At 71.9% G+C, this 16,410-nt stretch carries 17 protein-coding genes and 1 pseudogene; 4 read left to right on the forward strand and 14 right to left on the reverse strand.

Translation table 11 applies throughout. The features are described 5' to 3' along the window. The 10 genes from POF73_RS43600 to POF73_RS43640 form a co-directional block, all read right to left on the reverse strand. The coding region (locus tag POF73_RS43600) for a phosphoadenosine phosphosulfate reductase domain-containing protein (protein WP_272124980.1) at positions 1–360 on the reverse strand (360 nt) is incomplete at its 3' end. Then, positions 357–893, reverse strand: coding sequence for an adenylyl-sulfate kinase (gene cysC, locus POF73_RS43605; protein WP_272124981.1), 537 nt, complete (start codon positions 891–893; stop codon positions 357–359). The genes POF73_RS43600 and cysC, both read right to left, overlap by 4 nt. A 53-nt stretch (positions 894–946) precedes the next feature. Further along, entirely contained in the window at positions 947–1,657 is a 711-nt protein-coding gene (locus POF73_RS43610) for a phosphoadenylyl-sulfate reductase (protein ID WP_272124982.1), read from the reverse strand. Beyond that, positions 1,654–1,833 carry a hypothetical protein gene (locus POF73_RS43615; RefSeq protein ID WP_272124983.1) on the reverse strand — a complete coding sequence of 60 codons (180 nt, stop codon included), beginning with the start codon at positions 1,831–1,833 and terminating at the stop codon, positions 1,654–1,656. Before POF73_RS43615 ends, POF73_RS43610 begins: the two co-directional genes overlap by 4 nt. After that, positions 1,830–3,527: a nitrite/sulfite reductase gene (locus POF73_RS43620; protein WP_272124984.1), complete on the reverse strand. Its 1,698-nt coding sequence runs from the start codon at positions 3,525–3,527 to the stop codon at positions 1,830–1,832. Before POF73_RS43620 ends, POF73_RS43615 begins: the two co-directional genes overlap by 4 nt. A gap of 126 nt (positions 3,528–3,653) precedes the next feature. Continuing rightward, positions 3,654–3,737, reverse strand: coding sequence for a putative leader peptide (locus tag POF73_RS46435; protein WP_349817346.1), 84 nt, complete (start codon positions 3,735–3,737; stop codon positions 3,654–3,656). Positions 3,738–3,863: 126 nt separating this feature from the next. Next, positions 3,864–4,436, reverse strand: a complete 573-nt coding sequence (locus POF73_RS43625; RefSeq protein ID WP_272124985.1) for a GNAT family N-acetyltransferase — start codon at positions 4,434–4,436, stop codon at positions 3,864–3,866. A gap of 118 nt (positions 4,437–4,554) precedes the next feature. Beyond that, the gene (locus POF73_RS43630; RefSeq protein ID WP_272124986.1) at positions 4,555–5,844 is read right to left on the reverse strand and encodes a hypothetical protein; all 1,290 of its coding nucleotides are present in this window, start codon (positions 5,842–5,844) and stop codon (positions 4,555–4,557) included. A gap of 182 nt (positions 5,845–6,026) precedes the next feature. Beyond that, positions 6,027–7,316 (reverse strand): GAF domain-containing protein, encoded by a 1,290-nt coding sequence (locus POF73_RS43635; protein WP_272124987.1) that lies wholly within the window; start codon positions 7,314–7,316, stop codon positions 6,027–6,029. Positions 7,317–7,665: 349 nt separating this feature from the next. Next, entirely contained in the window at positions 7,666–9,306 is a 1,641-nt protein-coding gene (locus tag POF73_RS43640) for an acyl-CoA dehydrogenase family protein (RefSeq protein WP_272124988.1), read from the reverse strand. Between the two features lie 138 nt (positions 9,307–9,444). On the opposite strand from POF73_RS43640, the gene POF73_RS43645 reads away from it, so the two are divergent. After that, entirely contained in the window at positions 9,445–10,608 is a 1,164-nt protein-coding gene (locus POF73_RS43645) for a YihY/virulence factor BrkB family protein (RefSeq protein WP_272124989.1), read from the forward strand. Between the two features lie 45 nt (positions 10,609–10,653). Here POF73_RS43645 and POF73_RS43650 read toward each other — a convergent pair whose 3' ends face one another. Beyond that, complete coding sequence (locus tag POF73_RS43650; RefSeq protein WP_272124990.1) at positions 10,654–11,505, reverse strand: NmrA family NAD(P)-binding protein; 852 nt, start codon at positions 11,503–11,505, stop codon at positions 10,654–10,656. An 80-nt stretch (positions 11,506–11,585) separates the two neighbouring features. On the opposite strand from POF73_RS43650, the gene POF73_RS43655 reads away from it, so the two are divergent. Both POF73_RS43655 and POF73_RS43660 read left to right on the forward strand, forming a co-directional pair. Continuing rightward, positions 11,586–12,566: an AraC family transcriptional regulator gene (locus tag POF73_RS43655; RefSeq protein WP_272124991.1), complete on the forward strand. Its 981-nt coding sequence runs from the start codon at positions 11,586–11,588 to the stop codon at positions 12,564–12,566. Positions 12,567–12,696: 130 nt separating this feature from the next. Then, positions 12,697–13,374: a helix-turn-helix transcriptional regulator gene (locus POF73_RS43660; protein WP_272124992.1), complete on the forward strand. Its 678-nt coding sequence runs from the start codon at positions 12,697–12,699 to the stop codon at positions 13,372–13,374. On the opposite strand, the gene POF73_RS43665 is transcribed toward POF73_RS43660, so the two are convergent. From POF73_RS43665 to POF73_RS43675, 3 genes are all read right to left on the reverse strand, one after another. Next, on the reverse strand, positions 13,351–13,758 hold the full coding sequence (locus POF73_RS43665) for a VOC family protein (RefSeq protein WP_272124993.1): 408 nt from the start codon (positions 13,756–13,758) through the stop codon (positions 13,351–13,353). The genes POF73_RS43660 and POF73_RS43665 overlap by 24 nt on opposite strands. An 80-nt stretch (positions 13,759–13,838) precedes the next feature. Then, complete coding sequence (locus POF73_RS43670) at positions 13,839–14,471, reverse strand: VOC family protein (protein WP_272124994.1); 633 nt, start codon at positions 14,469–14,471, stop codon at positions 13,839–13,841. An 87-nt stretch (positions 14,472–14,558) separates the two neighbouring features. Beyond that, a complete protein-coding gene (locus POF73_RS43675) occupies positions 14,559–15,584 on the reverse strand; it encodes a DUF5954 family protein (RefSeq protein WP_272124995.1) in 1,026 nt (341 codons plus the stop codon). 165 nt (positions 15,585–15,749) lie between these two features. Between POF73_RS43675 and POF73_RS43680 the strand changes: the two are divergent. After that, a pseudogene (locus POF73_RS43680) lies at positions 15,750–16,395 on the forward strand (ThuA domain-containing protein). Positions 16,396–16,410 lie beyond the last annotated feature (15 nt).

Here is a 16,410-nt window from a genome sequence, read left to right on the forward strand (position 1 = left end):
CGCGCGCTCCTTGAGCACCCCGCGGTCGATGTAGTCCTGCACGGACGCGACATGCAGCCGCAGACCGTGCTTGGCGACCGTACGGTCGCGGTACTCGATGACCTCGGGGAAGTTGTGCCCGGTGTCGACGTGCAGCAGCGAGAAGGGGATCGCCGCGGGGGCGAACGCCTTCAACGCCAGATGCAGCATGACGATGGAGTCCTTGCCACCGGAGAAGAGGATCACCGGCCGCTCGAACTCGCCCGCCACCTCACGGAAGATGTGCACCGCCTCGGACTCCAGCGCGTCCAGGTGCGAGAGGGCGTACGGGGAGTCCGTGCCATCCTCGCCCCCCTTCACCGTGGCGACGGTCGTCGTCATGCCAAACCCCTTTCGCTGAGCAGGGCGTACACCGACGCCGCGGACTCCTGCACGGTCTGGTTCTGGGACTCGATCCGCAGATCGGGCGACTCGGGCTCCTCGTACGGGTCGTCGACCCCGGTGAGCCCGGTGAGCTCGCCCGCGGCCTGCTTGGCGTACAGGCCCTTCACGTCGCGTACGGAGCACACGTCGACCGGAGTGGCCACGTGCACCTCGATGTACGGCGCCCCGCTCTGCTGGTGGCGCTTGCGTACCGCGTCACGGCTGTCGGTGTAGGGCGCGATCACCGGGACGAGCGCCTTGACGCCGTTACGGGCGAGCAGTTCGGCCAGGAAGCCGATGCGCTGCACGTTGGTGTGCCGGTCCTCGCGGCTGAAGCCGAGGCCCGCCGAGATGAACTCGCGGATCTCGTCGCCGTCGAGCACCTCGACTCGGTGGCCCTCCTCGCGGAGCCGGCCGGCCAGTTCGTAGGCGATGGTGGTCTTGCCGGCGCTCGGCAGACCCGTGAGCCAGACGGTGGCTCCGCTCGTCACGTGGTTCTCCAAATTCGCTGAATACGCGGGAAACGTAGAAGACTCAGTCATGGTCAGCCGTGCAGCCCGCACTCGGTCTTGGCGCGGCCCGCCCAGCGGCCGGCCCGTGCGTCCTCGCCCTCCAGCACCCGGCGGGTGCAGGGGGCGCAGCCGACGGAGGCGTAGCCGTCCATCAGGAGCGGGTTGGTCAGGACGCCGTGCTCGGTGACGTACGCGTCCACGTCGTCCTGGGTCCAGCGGGCGATCGGGGAGATCTTCACCTTCTGGCGCTTCTCGTCCCAGCCGACGACCGGGGTGTTCGCCCGGGTCGGGGACTCGTCGCGGCGCAGCCCGGTCGCCCAGGCCACATAGTCCTTGAGCCCGCGCTCCAGCGGCTCGACCTTGCGCAGCTTGCAGCACAGGTCGGGGTCGCGGTCGTGCAGCTTCGGGCCGTACTGCGCGTCCTGCTCGGCGACCGTCTGCAGCGGGGTGAGCGTGATGACGTTGACGTCCATCACGGCCTCGACCGCGTCGCGGGTGCCGATGGTCTCCTCGAAGTGGTAGCCCGTGTCGAGGAACACGACGTCCACGCCCGGCCTCGCACGGGAGGCGAGGTGGGCGACCACCGCGTCCTCCATGGAGGACGTCACGCAGAAGCGCTTGCCGAAGGTGTCGACCGCCCACTGGAGGATCTCCAGCGCGGAGGCGTCCTCCAGGTCACGGCCCGCCTGCTCGGCGAGCGCCTTGAGATCCTCGGTCGCGCGCTCTTCCCGAACCGCGGTCATATCTCGTCTCCCCCTGCGTCGTTGTGCTGGAGGCCCCGGGTGAGCAGCCCGAGGAACTTCAACTGGAAAGCGCGGTTGCACGCTGCGCACTCCCACGCGCCATGGCCCTGCTCGTTGGGACGGAGGTCCTCGTCGCCGCAGTAGGGGCAGTAGAAGGGGGCGGCCCGCTCACTCATGAGAGGGCCTCCTCGGAAGCGCGCGCCGCCCAGGTGGCGAACCGCTCGCCGTCCTCGCGCTCCTCCTGGAACCGCTTCAGGACGCGCTCGACGTAGTCCGGCAGCTCCTCGGAGGTGACCTTCAGGCCACGCACCTTGCGCCCGAACCCGGCCTCCAGACCGAGCGCGCCACCCAGGTGCACCTGGTAGCCCTCGACCTGCTCGCCCCGGTCGTTGACGACCAACTGCCCCTTGAGACCGATGTCCGCGACCTGGATACGGGCGCAGGCGTTCGGGCAGCCGTTGATGTTGATGGTGAGCGGCTCGTCGAAGTCCGGGATCCGGCGCTCCAGCTCGTCGATCAGCTGGGAGCCGCGCTGCTTGGTCTCGACGATGGCGAGCTTGCAGAACTCGATGCCGGTGCACGCCATGGTGCCGCGCCGGAACGGGGAGGGCTTGGCGGTCAGGTCCAGTGCGTCCAAGGCCTCGACCAGCGGCTCGACCTGCGCCTCCTCGACATCGAGGATGATCATCTTCTGCTCGACGGTGGTACGGACCCGGCCCGAGCCGTGGGCCTCGGCGACCTCGGCGATCTTCGTGAGGGTGGCGCCGTCGACGCGGCCGACGCGCGGGGCGAAACCGACGTAGTAGCGGCCGTCCTGCTGCCGGTGCACACCGACGTGGTCGCGCCAGCGGCCCGAGGGCTCGGCGGGCGCGGGACCGTCGACCAGCTTGCGCTCCAGGTAGTCGTCCTCCAGGACCTGGCGGAACTTCTCCGGTCCCCAGTCGGCGACGAGGAACTTCAGACGGGCGCGCGTGCGCAGCCGGCGGTAGCCCCAGTCGCGGAAGATGCCGACCACGCCGGCCCACACGTCGGGCACCTCGGCCAGCGGCACCCAGGCGCCGAGCCGGACGCCGAGCTTGGGGTTGGTGGACAGACCGCCGCCGACCCACAGGTCGAAGCCGGGGCCGTGCTCGGGGTGCTCGACACCGACGAACGCGATGTCGTTGATCTCGTGGACCACGTCGAGGAGCGGGGAGCCGGAGATCGCCGTCTTGAACTTGCGGGGCAGGTTGGAGAACTCCTTGCTGCCGATGTACCGCTCGTGGATCTCGTCGATCGCCCAGGTGCCGTCGATGATCTCGTCCTCGGCGATACCGGCGACCGGCGAGCCGATGACGACCCGTGGGCAGTCACCGCAGGCCTCGGTGGTGGACAGCCCGACGGCCTCAAGCCGGTTCCAGATCTCCGGGACGTCCTCGATGCGGATCCAGTGCAGCTGGATGTTCTGCCGGTCGGTGATGTCGGCGGTGCCCCGCGCGAACTCCTGCGAGATCTCGCCGATGACCCGCAGCTGCTCGGTGCTCAGCCGACCGCCGTCGATCCGCACCCGGAGCATGAAGTACTTGTCGTCCAGCTCCTCCGGCTCCAGGATCGCGGTCTTGCCGCCGTCGATCCCGGGCTTGCGCTGGGTGTAGAGCCCCCACCAGCGCATACGTCCGCGCAGGTCGTTGGGGTCGATCGAGTCGAAGCCGCGCTTCGAGTAGATCGTCTCAATGCGTGTCCGCACATTGAGACCGTCGTCGTCCTTCTTGAACTGTTCGTTGCCGTTGAGCGGGGTGTGATGCCCCGCGGCCCACTGACCCTCGCCACGGTGACGGCTCACCTTGCGGCGGGGAGTCGCGGCGGCAGGCTTCTGCGGGGTGGCGGCCATGGTTGATACGTCCTTCGGGACAGGCGGAAAGCGGCTCTCACCTGCGCATACGAGCGCGCAGGCAGACCTGCGCGGCATTGCGCGGGAATGAAGCGAAAGGGGGAGATGTCGGGCGCTGCGAGGCTGTCAGCGCACCGGACAGATGGCGCTGGACATGCGGCCGAGGTCGACGTGCCGCCGACTCACCAAGGCAATTCCAGTTCCAGACATGACGGAAGCGTGTCACGGCAATCTGGACACAGTCCAGCTTCGTCCATCATGCGGACACCCCTGTCCCGTAGAGCGAGACAGGGGTGTCGTCGGTCACATGGCCCGATTCGGCCGTTTCCGTCCTGGTCAGCCAGGGTACGCCCCAGGCCACGGCCCGGGCGTCGCCGTCTCGCTCTCCTCCTCGACCTTGGTGTCGAAGAGCTTGAAGCCACGCCGCTGATAGTTGTCCATGGCGTGCTCCCCGTCCTTGCTGCAGGTGTGCAGCCACACCCGCTTCGTCTGCGGCAGCCCGGGCCAGCGCTCGGCGAGGTCCCAGGCGCGGGCGGCGCCGTACGCCAGCAGATGTCCGCCGATGCGGCGGCCGCGGAAGGCCGGGAGCAGACCGAAGTAGACGATCTCCACGGCCCCGTCGTCCTGCGGCTCCAGCTCCACGTATCCCGCCGGTGTGCCCCGGTCGTGGGCGACCCATGTCTCCACCCCGGGCCGCTCCAGATGCTCCCGCCACCGCGCGTACGTCCAGGCGAGCCGGTCGATCCACTGGATGTCCCCGCCGACGGACGCGTACAGGAACCGGCTGAACTCGGGGGAGGGCACCTCGGCCCGGACGATCCGCACGTCCCCCTCCGGGGCCTGAGCCGGGAGGAGGTCGGTGGGTGCGGTCTGTTCCAGGGACCAGGTGGTCACGGCGATGTTGGGCATGGTGGTCAGGGAATCACCCAGGTGGGGGATCTGTCGATCGCCTCCGGGTTCGATGTGGCCGGTCGCGCCCGCGCGGCACAGTCGCGAACCGTTACGGCCCCGCGCCCCCCGGGGTGCCTCAGCCGAGCGCCGATTCGATCGAACCGAGCGGCACGGCGAACAGGGCCCGGCCCGACTGGGACCACACCTCGCCGGTCGCCTCCCAGTACGACAGGGGGCCCGCCTGGACGCCCCAGCAGCGCGGGGCGTTCTCCGAGCCGCAGCGGGTCGCCTCGGCGCCCTCGGTGTCCTGGCGCCACAGGCTGCCCTGCCGGTCGGTGGTGTCCGGGTCGCGGCCCAGGTACCAGTCGGAGCGGTCGGTTCCGGCGGCCCGGTGCGACAGCAGGCCCCGGATGCCGGAGGCCTCCGTCTCATACGCCTCGACCGCGGACGCGGTCCCCGTGGCGTCGACGGACAGCAGCCCGGTGCGGGCCGGGTCCGTGTCGAAGTCGTAGCGCCACAGCCGGGAGTGCTCCTCGCCGTCCGCAGGCGTCCACTCGCCCGCGACCAGGCTGTCCGGCGCCGTGCTGCGGTCCAGGGAGAGGGCGCCGAGCCGGGGAGCGGCGTCCGAGCCGGTCAGCCGGTAGGAGCCGATCGCCGGCAGGACGAAGCGCTGGCCGTGCGCCGCCCAGCCGTCCCCGACGCGGCCCACCGCGGGGCTGTCGACGGTGGTGCGCTGGACGCGGTTCATGTCGTACACGTACAGCCTGTCGGCAGCGGTCACCAGCAGCTTGTCCTGGTACCAGACCATGCCGGACAGCCGGGAGGGCAGCGCGCGGTAGTCGCGTCCGCCGTCCACCGGGACGACGAGGAGGGCCGACGCGTACCGGAGGTGGTCCAGGTCGTTCGCGTCGACGAAGGCGACCCGGGCGAGACCTCGGTCGGCGGTGCCCTGGCTCCAGCCGGACAGCAGCACCCGGTTGTCGTTCCACCAGCCGTCGTCGTCGGCGTCCCCCGAGGTGGTGACCGCGCCCGCCCGCCAGCCCCGGGTGCCGGCGGCGTCCCAGCAGTACGCGCGCTGGGCGGCCGGCGCGACCGGCAGCGCCGTGCGCTCGTCGGCCGTACAGCCGGAGGCGGCGCGCAGCTCGCGGTCGGCGCTCGCCAGGACGGCACGGACACCGACCGGCCTGCCCATCCCGGAGGCGAGCTCGTCGAGCGTGGCCTGCGGGACCAGCTGTTCCCGGAGCGCGAGGGCGCGGGTGTCGGAGGCCCTGGTGAGAGGTTCGAGGGCGCCGGGGTTGTCGCCGACCGTGGCCTGTGAGGCGCTGATCATCGTGGCGGCGGCGGTGAGCGCCAGGGCGGTTCCGGCCAGGAACGCGCGTACCGCACGGCCCTGCTTGCGTCTGCGGTGTCTGCCGCGCTGCTTCATCAAACCTCCCGAGGCGAGCCAACTGCCCCCATTGGTCTGAGCGTTGACCAAAAGAGCAGGTGGGGTGGCTCGTAGAGGGATGCTACGGCAGTTGGGCACGCTTGCGGACTAAGACCCCGCAAATATGCGGAAGACGCCACTCGCGGTCCACCCGCAACACGGGCTGCCGGCCGCCCCGGTCCTCAGGGCGCCCCGGCCGACGCCCGCCCCCGCGCCACCGCGGGCGCCGTCGAGTGCGGCAGCAGGTCACGCGGGTCCTCCGGCAGCAGTACGGCGACCTCCGCGTCCTCCCGGAAGCGGTACGGCCGGTGCTCCAGGAACGCCCCGAGATAGCGCCGAACGCGGGACATCTCGGCCCGCACCGTCACCGTACGGCCCGCGCCGCCGAACATGTCCTCGGCCAGCCCCGCCGCGCTGCGGCCGGTGCGGTGCAGGGCCAGGAGGTACAGCAACTCGGCGTGCCGGGGGCTCAGTTCATGGCTCCAGGAGCCCGCGCTGCCGGACACCGTCACCGACCAGCGGCGCGGCTGCGTCAGGTCCAGCGTGATCCGCGCCGCCCCGGCCGGCACCGGCTCGTCGGCGGGCCGCAGCAGCCAGCCGCCCGCCAGCGGCTCCACCGAGCACGGGCCGAGCGGCGGCAGCCACCGGCGGCCCGGCGCCAGGGACTTGGGCAGCGCGATCCGGCTCGTGTACGGCATCCCGGTCACCGCGGCGGTCCAGCCGTCCCGGTCCACCACCAGCGCCCGCCCGGCGATCCGGGCCAGCACCGGCGCCGCCACCGCGCGCAGCCGCTCCAGCGAGGTCAGATGGAGCTCGCGCAGCCGGGCCTCGGCGAGCTTGGCCACCGAGTCGACCCAGGCGAGCGTGGCCGGATGCATGGTCTCCAGCGGTCCGCTGACGTCCACCACGCCGATCAGCCGGCCGTCCCGGGGATCCGTGATGGGGGCTCCGGTGCAGGTCCAGGAGGTCTGTGAGCGCTGGAAGTGCTCGGAGGCGAAGACCTGCACGGGCCGGCGCACCACGGCCGGGGTGCCCACGCCGTTGGTGCCGACGACGCTCTCCCGCCAGTCCGCGCCGAGTTCGAACCCGAGGCCGTCCGCCTTGCGCAGCACGGAGGAGTTGCCCTCCCGCCACAGCACCCGGCCCTCGTCGTCGGCGACGACCATGATGTGGTGGGCGACGTCGGCGAACGACAGCAGCCCCTCGCGCAGCACCGGCAGCACGTGCTTGAGCACGGTGGCCTCCCGGCGCCGCTGCACCTCCTCCCGCGACAGCAGACCGGACCGGAAGTCGTGCTCCGGGTCGACTCCGCCGCGCAGCATGCGATCCCAGGACTGTTCGATCACCGGGCGCGGCGCGACGGGCGCGCGCTGTCCGGCCAGTGTGGCGGCGCGGACCTCGCTGAGCACCCGCGCCGCCCGCGCCGAGTCCACGGTGGCCAACTGCGTCACGTCCGTCGGCGAGAGCGCCAAGGGTCCTCCCGGGGGAAGGGTCTCATTCCGAGTGTGCGTCTCATAGTGCCGTCCAGCGCTCGCGGAGGGGCGCACTCCGCACTCGGACGCCAACAAGTTGCAACCCCTTGCAACCCTGGTGGAGCGCCCTGAACTGATTGAAACTTGAGCGACGCCGTCCCGAGCGGCGTTCGTGGCCTCGAACGGGCCGTGAGCGGGGGGTGGTGCCGTGTCGGCGCAGCACCACCCCCTCCCTCCGGCGGTTCGGCCGTTGCGCCGAGGGGGGATGATGTCCCGTTGGCGCCTGCGGGCAGGTTGTGGCTGGTCGCGCCTACGCGGCGGAGCCGCATATCGATACAGCCCCGCGCCCCTAGGTGGGCAGTCGTACCGTTGCTCGTTCCACGATCGGCGTCAGCGCGAGGGTGTGCGGCAGAGTGCCGAATGCCAGGCCTCCGTCGCTGCCCAGGCGGGATGCGCAGAACGCGTCCGCGACCTCCGGTGGTGCGAAGCGGACCAGTAGTGAGCCCTGAAGGACCAGCGCGAGGCGTTCCGTCAGGCGCCGGGCCCGCGCCTCGATGCCCTCCAGGTCGGCGAGTTCCGTCAACAGCCCCTTGATCGCTGCGTCCAGTCGGTGATCGGCACCGCGTGCCTTGCCCACTTCTTGCAGATAGGCGTTGAGCGCCGCCGGCTCTCGTTGCAACGCCCGCAGCACGTCCAGTGCCTGGACGTTGCCCGCGCCCTCCCAGATCGAGTTCAGCGGAGATTCGCGCACCAGGCGCGGCAGGCCGGACTCCTCGACGTAGCCGTTGCCGCCCAGGCACTCGGACGCCTCGACCGTGAGTGGTGTGCAGCGCTTGGTCACCCAGTACTTCGCGGCCGGTACCGCGATCCGCAGCAGGGCCCGCTCCTGTTCGCCGCCGTCGTCGTAGGCCGCCGCGAGCCGCAGTGCGAGGGTGGTCGCCGCCTCCGATTCGAGGGCCAGGTCGGCCAGGACGTTGCGCATGAGCGGCTTGTCGACGAGCTTGCCGCCGAACGCCTCGCGGTACGTGCAGTGGTGGACGGCCTGGGCGACGGCCTGCCGCATCAGACCCGCCGAGCCGAGCACACAGTCGAGCCGGGTCGCCGCCACCATGTCGATGATGGTGCGCACCCCGCGCCCCTCCTCACCGACCCGACGCGCCCACGTCCCGTCGAACTCGACCTCGGCGGAGGCGTTGGAGCGGTTGCCCAGCTTGTCCTTCAGCCGCTGGATCAGGAACGGGTTGCGGGCACCGTCCTCCAGCACACGCGGCACCAGGAGACAGGTGAGCCCTCCCGGAGCCTGCGCCAGCACCAGGAACCCGTCGGACATGGGAGCCGAGCAGAACCACTTGTGCCCGGTCAGCTCGTACGTCTCACCGTCGGGGAGGGGACGCGCGGCCGTCGTGTTGGCGCGGACGTCGCTGCCGCCCTGCTTCTCCGTCATGCCCATCCCGAACAGCGCCCCGGCCTTCTGCCCGGCCGGCCGCAGCTCACGGTCGTAGATCATGGACGTCAGCCGCGGCTCCCACTCGGCGGCCAGATCCGGGTCCGTGCGCAGGGCGGGCACCGCCGCGTGGGTCATGGACAGCGGGCAGCCGTTGCCGGCCTCGACCTGCGTCCACAGCAGGAAGGCCGCCGCCCGCCGCACATGCCCGCCCGGCCGCACCCAGGCCGCGGTCAGCCCCGCGGACACGCCCTTCCCGAGCAGCCGGTGCCAGGACGGATGGAACTCGACCTCGTCGATACGACGCCCGTAGCGGTCGTGCGTGCGCAACCGCGGCGGGTTCTCGTTGGCCAGCACACCCCACTCCTGCACCTGCACCGAACCGCAGGTCCGCCCGAGCGCCGCCAGCTCGCCGCGCACCTCGTCCAGCAGCTCGGGGGCGAGATGACGCTCGACGGCCTCGGTGAGGGCCCGGTCGGCGGTGTAGAGGTCGTGGCCGACCAGGGGCGGGGGCTGGTTGGTCACCGTGTGCGTACTGCCTGCCATGGCTGTGAACCTATCCCTCCGTGGGGCGGTGGTTCCCACCCTGACACGGCGGCGGCGCGGGGGACCGGGCAGGTGGCGACGGTGTGCGCACCCGGCGCCGCTATGAGTGCGTCCCCGTGTGGCGGATACCTTTAGGTCGTGCAGCCAGCAAGTGAACCCCCCCAGCGGACCTCCGGCCGACTCCATCGGGCGCGTGTCCTCTACCGGAACGTCTCCAAACGCAGGACCGCCTGGCTGCTGCTGAAGGACACCGTCAATTCCTGCATCGAGTACCGCATCCTGGGCCTCGCCGCCGAGGCCGCGTTCTTCACGCTGCTGTCCGTGCCCCCGCTGCTGCTCAGCCTCATCGGTCTGCTCGGCTACGTCGACGACTGGACCGGCACCGACACCATCAGCAGCCTGGAGACCAACCTCCTGGAGGCGTCGCGTACCGTCCTGTCCGACAAGGGCGTACGCCAGATCGCCCAGCCCATCCTGGACGACGTGATGCACGGCGGCCGCCCCGACGTCATCTCCGTCGGCTTCCTGTTCGCCCTGTGGTCGGGGTCGCGCGCGGTGAACGTCTTCATAGACACGATCACCGTGATGTACGGCCTCGACGGCGTCCGGGGCATCGTCAAGACCCGGCTGGTGGCGTTCCTGCTGTTCATCGCCGCCCTGCTGATCGGCTCGGTGGCGCTGCCGCTGATGGTGGCCGGGCCGGACGCGGTCGTACGGATCGTGCCCTGGTCGGAGACCGTGGTGCAGGTCCTGTACTGGCCCGTCGTGATCGTCCTGTCGATCGCCTTCCTGACCACGCTGTACCACGTGTCCGTGCCGGTGCGCTCCCCCTGGATCGAGGACGTGCCCGGCGCGCTGGTCGCCCTCGGCATGTGGGTGCTGGGCAGCTTCCTGCTGCGCATCTATCTGACGAACACGATCGAGGGCGCGTCGATCTACGGCTCCCTCGCCGCCGCCGTCGCCGTGATGCTGTGGATCGGTGTGTCCGCGTTCGCCGTGCTCGTCGGGGCCGCGGTCAACGCCGCGATCGACCGGGTCTGGCCGGCCGCCGCGACCGCCGCGGCCCGCGCCGCCAACGAGCGGCTGCGCGAGGCGCAGGTCGCCGAGTACGTCGCCCGCCACGCCGCCGGCCGCGAGCCGGGGCTCGACGATCCCGACGACCCCGACATGCCGTCGGAGTTCCCCGAGCGGTGGTCCCGCTTCCTGCCGCCGGAGGACGTGTCGTCGCGGCTGCGCACCCATGTGAAGAGCACCCACCACCCTCACCCGCCGCACAAGGGGGAGGACTCGGAGCGGAGCTGATCCGGTCCGTTCCGGCCGACCGCGGGAGGGCGGCCGGCCGGGTGCTCACGCCTTCCAGGCCCCCGCCGCCGCGGCCTCCCGCGCGAAGTCGGCGAAGTCCCGCGGCGCACGTCCCAGCACCTCGCGGACGTCGTCCGTGACATGGGCGTTCCGGCCGTCCATGAGCGTCTCGAAGACCTCCATCAGCAGCTCGACCTCCTCGGGCGGCACCCCGAAACCGGCCAGCGCCTCCCCGTACGACCGGGTCGGGACCGGTGTGTACGTGATCGCGCTCCCGGTCGCCCCGGAGATCTCCGCGACCGCCTCCCGCCAGGACAGCAGCCGCGGCCCCGTCAGCACCAGCGTCCGCCCCACATACCGGTCCCCGGACGTCAGCGCGGTCACCACGACGTCCGCGATGTCCCGTACGTCGACGAACGGCTCCTTCACCTCGCCCGCCGGGAACACCAGCTCCCCGTGGACCATGCCCTCCACCAGCGGCCCCTCGCTGAAGTTCTGCGAGAACCACGTGCCCCGTACGATCGTCCAGTCCGCGCCGGACGCCCTCAGCGCCTCCTCGGCCGGCAGCGCCTGGTCCTCACCGCGCGCCGACAGCAGCACCAGCCGCCGCACCCCGAGCCCGACCGCCTCCCGGGCGAGCGCCCCGACGCCCTCGGCCGCCGCCGGGGAGCCGACGTCGGACGGGTACACCAGGTACGCCGCGTCCGCGCCCCGCAGCGTCTTTGCCCAGGTCGTCGGGTCCTCCCAGTCGAAGCCCTGCGCCCGGGACGCGGCCCGCACCGCGAGCCCCGCCGCGCGCGCCGCCTGAGCCACCCGGCTCCCCGTACGACCCGAGGCACCGGTCACCACCACCGTCATCCGCTGCGTGTCCGCCTTGTCGGCTGCGTTCTGCGTCATGCCTCCAGTCAACGGGCGCGCGCCCCAACAGCCCATCGCTGAACGGCTCATTCCCATGCGTGGGCGTCTACGCTGACGACATGGACGCCCTTGCCGGCCTGTTGGAGGGCCCACGCGCGCGTGGCGCCTTCATGATCCGCGCGTGTTTCGACCCGCCGTGGTCCGTCCGCGTCGAGGACCGCGCCCCGCTCACCGTCATGGTCATGGTCCGCGGTGAGGCCTGGGTGGTTCCGGACCAGGGCGAGCGAAGCGAGATGGGGGTCCCCCCGGCCGAAGGCGGGGGGAGGATCCGGCTGCGCGCCGGCGATCTCGCCATCGCCCGTGGCCCGGACCCCTACACCTGCGCCGACGACCCCGACACCGCACCCCAGGCCCTCATCCTGCCGGGCGCCGAGTGCCGCTACCCCGACGGGCGCTCCCTCAACGGCTCGATGGACCTCGGCGTGCGCACCTGGGGCGACCGGCTGGACGGCTCGGCCGTGATGCTGATCGGCACCTATCTGTGGGAGGGCGAGATCAGCGGGCGGCTGCTCAACGCGCTGCCGCCGTTGCTGTGCCTCCCGGCCGACGTGTGGAACTGCCCCCTCACCCCGTACCTCATGGACGAGATCGTCCGTGACGAACCCGGCCAGGAGGTCGTCCTGGACAGGCTGCTCGACCTGCTGGTCATCGCCGCGCTCCGGGCCTGGTTCTCCCGTCCGGAGGCGGCGGCTCCCGCCTGGTACCGGGCGTTGGCGGACCCCGTCGTCGGGCGTGTCCTGCGCCTGGTCCAGGACGATCCCGCCCACCCCTGGACGGTCGCCTCCCTCGCCGCCAAGGCGGGGGTGTCGCGGGCCGCGCTGGGGCGCCGCTTCACGGAGCTGGTGGGGGAGCCGCCGATGACGTACCTCACGGGGTGGCGGCTGGCGCTGGCGGCGGATGCGTTGCGGGACACCGGGGACACGTTGGATGCGATTGCCCGGCGAGTGGGGTATGGGAGCGCGTTTGCGCTGTCCAGTGCGTTCAAGAGGGTTTACGGGGTGAGTCCGCAGGAGCATCGGGTGCGGGTGGTTGTGGGGTAGGGGGCTCGCCGTAGGGGTGCGTGTTCGTTGCCGGGTGCGGATGCGTTGTGGCTGGTCGCGCCCACGCGGCGGAGCCGCGTATCGATACAGCCCCGCGCCCCTTTAGGGCGTTGCAGCGTAGCCTCGCCGTATGTACGCGGAGCGGGCGTCCCGGCGGCCCGGTGGCGTCGTGTGGACGAATGCGACCAGCGGGCCTGGGCTTGTGCTGCCCGACGGGTGCATGGATCTGCTCTGGCACGACGGGCGGCTCCTCGTTGCCGGGCCCGACACGCGTGCGTACGTCACCGACGGTGCGCCGAGCACCTGGGCGGGGCTGCGCTTCCGTCCGGGGGACGCGCCCGCCTTCCTCGGGGTGCCGGCGTATGAACTCCGTGATCTACGGGTGGAGTTGGCCGAGCTGTGGCCCGCGGCGGAGGTGCGGCGACTGCAAGGGCGCGTCGCGGTGGCCGCCGACCCCGTTGCGGCGCTCGAAGAGGTCGCGCTGGAGCGGGCGAGCCCGCCGGACCCGCTGCTGAACAGTCTCGTCGATGCCCTCCGCGCCGGGCGTCCGGTCGGCGTGACCGCCGATGAACTCGGGCTGGGCCCACGGCAGTTGCACCGCAGGTCGCTCGCCGCCTTCGGGTACGGGCCCAAGACGCTGGCCCGGATCCTGCGGATGCGGCGGGCGCTCGTGCTGGCCCGGGACGGGGTGCCTTTCGCGGAGACCGCCGCCCGTGCCGGATTCGCCGATCAGTCTCATCTGGCGCGGGACGTCAAGGAGTTGGCGGGGCTGCCGCTGGGCGAGCTAATCGGCCGGCGCGGTGGCTAGCGGTGCGAACAGGTCTACGCCGTTTCCGTCCGGGTCGTGCAGGGAGGCGTACCGCTGGCCCCAGAAGGCGTCCCACGGCTTGAGCTCGCCGTGGTGGCCGGCGTTCACCAGCTCCTCGTACACCGTGTCGACCTCCGCCGGGTCCTCGCACCGCAGGGCGAGCGAGTGCCGGCCCCCTCCGGTGGGCGGCTGCCACTCCGGCAGGAAGGACCGCACCGTCCGCTCCGTGTCGAGCAACAGACGCAACCCGCCCGGAAGTTGGGCCTCGGCGTGCGGTTCGTTCTCGGAGCCCTCCGGGAAGGCGAAACCGAGGCGGCGGTAGAAGGTGACGGAGGCGGCCATGTCGGAGACGACGAGGCCGATGGCGTCGAATCGTGGAGTCATGCGGCCACCGTAGGCGGGCGCGGAGCGGCCGGTCTTGAAGGAATCGGACGCCCGGGACGCTCCCCGATCCCCGGCCCCGCCTAGTCGAAGGTCACCGGGCCCCTCGGCGTGTCCACCGTGAAGGACATCCCCACCGGGCCCGTCGTGAGGTCGAGACTCGTGCCCAGGGATGCCAGCAGGGGGCGGATCCCGGCCGGGTCGGGGGCGGTCGCCGACAGGGCGAGCAGCGGGGTGGTGGGGAGGCCCGAGGCGGTGGGGTGGAGGGAGGTGCCCCAGTCGATGAGGAAGGGGACGAGGCCGGAGGGGTGGGCGTCGTCGCCGTCGGTGAGCCGCCACTTCAGCAGGGTGCCGTCGGGCCGGCGGCGGCTCATCTCCTGCGCGGACCCGGGGTCGTAGCCCTGGGCCCGGGCGTTCTCGATCGCCGCGTCCAGGTCGGGCGGGCTGATCGCCCAGGTGACCGTGCGCGGGGCGGTCACCCCGTCGACGTCGAAGGGGCGGGGCTGCCCCGGCGTGGACTGCTCGGGGTCCGGGCCGATGATCTCCAGGTACCTGGTGCCTCCCAGCGACACCAGGTGGTTACGGGTGCCGAGCCCGACATGGGTGCCGCCCGGGGCGGGGGTCACGCCCGTGCGCCGGGCGAAGTCGGCGACCGTGGCGGCCAGGTCCGGCGTCGCCAGGACGAGGTGGTCGAGAAGCGCGGGGATGGCGTTCATCGCAGTTGAGGCTACGCACAGCGGCACGCGTTATGGAACACCTGTGCGCCGGACCGGGGGCCGCCACCCGTCGGAGGAGGGTGATGATCACTCCTCGAAGACGACCGTGCCGTCCTCCAGCAGCGTCGGATGGATCTTCATCGGGCCGTACTCGTCGACGTCGGAGGGGCGCGGGGTCTCCGGGCCGTCGGGGCCCATCCGGACCATGCGCTCGACGCGGCAGACCTGGAACCGGCGCCCGGCCACCAGGGCCTCGTCGGCGCGTTCGAGCGCCCGGAACTCCTCGGCCGCCTTCTTGTACGCGGCCTTCTTCTCGTCGTCGAACTTGTACAGCATCGGCCACATCTCGATCATGGCGTCATAGAGCACCCGCCGGGCGTCGTGCGGAGTGGCCTGGAGCGCGAGGGACGGCTCCCATCCGGTGCGCTCCCGCTCGACCACGGCGAAGCAGGTGGGCAGCAGCACGATGTGCGGGTGCGAGGCCGCGGCCCGTTGCGACTCACGGCGTACCTCGGTGGGGAACCGCATGCCCCGGTACGCGAAGCCGCGCAGCCCCGCCCGCAGGGCGCCCGCCATCGGGCCGTCGTCCATGGGGTCCGGGTCGAGGGCGAGGTCCAGGTCGGGGGAGGGGGTGTGCTCGGCGCGCCACTCCCAGGTGCGGTCGGCCGGCTCCGGGTCGGTGGGCCGGGGCGGCTCCAGCCGGTTCTCGTCGTCGCAGCGCGTGAACTCGTCCCCGCGCACGACCCGGTAGCGCACCCCGCACGCCTCGACCTCGTTCACCGGCTCCCGCTCCAGCACGTCCACGGCGGCGAGCAGCTCACGCCGTACGGCGGGATCGTCGGTGTCGTCCTTGGCACGGAACCACAGATGGGTGTTGAGCGAGTCCCGGCACATCTGCGGCATCCCGTTCACGACCGGCTTCAGCACCCGCCACTCGGGCCCCACCGCCGGATCCTGCACGGCGACCCCGAACACCGGCCCACGCAGGGCGAACCCGGGATACAGCACGGAGGCGTCCATCGCGTCGGCCTCCCGCACCCAGGCGGCGGGGTCGTCACGGCGGATCATCTCGGCGTGGAGCGTGTGGATCTGTTGCTGCCAGTCATGGGTCATGCACGCATTGTCGTGGGGGCGGGATCCGTACGGGGGCGAATCGACCCAACCGCCCGCCCTGTTGGCCGGTTTCCGGAGGGCGGTCCGGGCGGCGGACGTTGACCGAAAATTTCCGATCAATGGCACCGGTGGGACCGCGCCCCCGGCTCCCCTGGGCTCCACCGCATGGCCGTACGACTCCTCGTCCACACCCGCACGACCGCCTACCGGCACGCGTCCATCCCGGCCGGCGTCGAAGCCCTGCGCACGCTCGGCGACTTCGAGGTGGAGCACACCGAGGGCCCGCGGCCTTCGAGAAGCCCCTCGACGGATACGCGGCCGTCGTGTTCCTCTCCACCGGCGGCGAGGTGCTCACCGCCGCCGGGCGCGAGCGGCTCGCCGCGTACGTCGAGTCGGGTGGCGGATTCGTGGGCGTGCACGCGGCGGCCTGCACCGAGTACGACTGGCCGTACTACGGCGAGCTGCTCGACACGTGGTTCGACCGGCACCCCGAGTACCAGCCCGGCAAGGCAGTCGTCGAGGACCGGGACCATCCGGCCACCCGGCACCTGCCCGCCGTATGGGACTTCGCCGACGAGTGGTACGACTTCCGCCGCAACCCCCGGGGCACGGTACGGGTGTTGGTGCGCGCCGACGAGTCGTCGTACGACGGGGGCGGCATGGGGGAGGACCATCCGCTGGTGTGGTGCCGGGCCCAGGGCGCGGGGCGGGTGTTCCACACGCCCTGGGGCACGCCGCCGAGGCGTACGAGGACCCGGACTTCCGGGCGCATCTGCTGGGCGGGATCAACTGGGTGGCGAGGCACGCCTGATGCGACGTGACGGAG

It is taken from the genome of Streptomyces sp. HD (assembly GCF_028369295.1).
In the GTDB taxonomy this organism is placed as follows: Bacteria; Actinomycetota; Actinomycetes; order Streptomycetales; family Streptomycetaceae; genus Streptomyces.

Excerpts from the sequence above, each read along its gene's own strand:
- POF73_RS43620 (WP_272124984.1), bottom strand. The coding sequence starts at position 3,527 with ATGGCCGCCACCCCGCAGAAGCCTGCCGCCGCGACTCCCCGCCGCAAG.
- POF73_RS43655 (WP_272124991.1), top strand. The coding sequence starts at position 11,586 with ATGGACGCCCTTGCCGGCCTGTTGGAGGGCCCACGCGCGCGTGGCGCC.
- POF73_RS43610 (WP_272124982.1), bottom strand. The coding sequence starts at position 1,657 with ATGACCGCGGTTCGGGAAGAGCGCGCGACCGAGGATCTCAAGGCGCTC.
- POF73_RS43670 (WP_272124994.1), bottom strand. The coding sequence starts at position 14,471 with ATGAACGCCATCCCCGCGCTTCTCGACCACCTCGTCCTGGCGACGCCG.
- POF73_RS43630 (WP_272124986.1), bottom strand. The coding sequence starts at position 5,844 with ATGAAGCAGCGCGGCAGACACCGCAGACGCAAGCAGGGCCGTGCGGTA.
- POF73_RS43625 (WP_272124985.1), bottom strand. The coding sequence starts at position 4,436 with ATGCCCAACATCGCCGTGACCACCTGGTCCCTGGAACAGACCGCACCC.
- POF73_RS43615 (WP_272124983.1), bottom strand. The coding sequence starts at position 1,833 with ATGAGTGAGCGGGCCGCCCCCTTCTACTGCCCCTACTGCGGCGACGAG.
- POF73_RS43650 (WP_272124990.1), bottom strand. The coding sequence starts at position 11,505 with ATGACGCAGAACGCAGCCGACAAGGCGGACACGCAGCGGATGACGGTG.
- POF73_RS43660 (WP_272124992.1), top strand. The coding sequence starts at position 12,697 with ATGTACGCGGAGCGGGCGTCCCGGCGGCCCGGTGGCGTCGTGTGGACG.
- POF73_RS46435 (WP_349817346.1), bottom strand. The coding sequence starts at position 3,737 with ATGTCTGGAACTGGAATTGCCTTGGTGAGTCGGCGGCACGTCGACCTC.
- POF73_RS43665 (WP_272124993.1), bottom strand. The coding sequence starts at position 13,758 with ATGACTCCACGATTCGACGCCATCGGCCTCGTCGTCTCCGACATGGCC.
- POF73_RS43675 (WP_272124995.1), bottom strand. The coding sequence starts at position 15,584 with ATGACCCATGACTGGCAGCAACAGATCCACACGCTCCACGCCGAGATG.
- POF73_RS43640 (WP_272124988.1), bottom strand. The coding sequence starts at position 9,306 with ATGGCAGGCAGTACGCACACGGTGACCAACCAGCCCCCGCCCCTGGTC.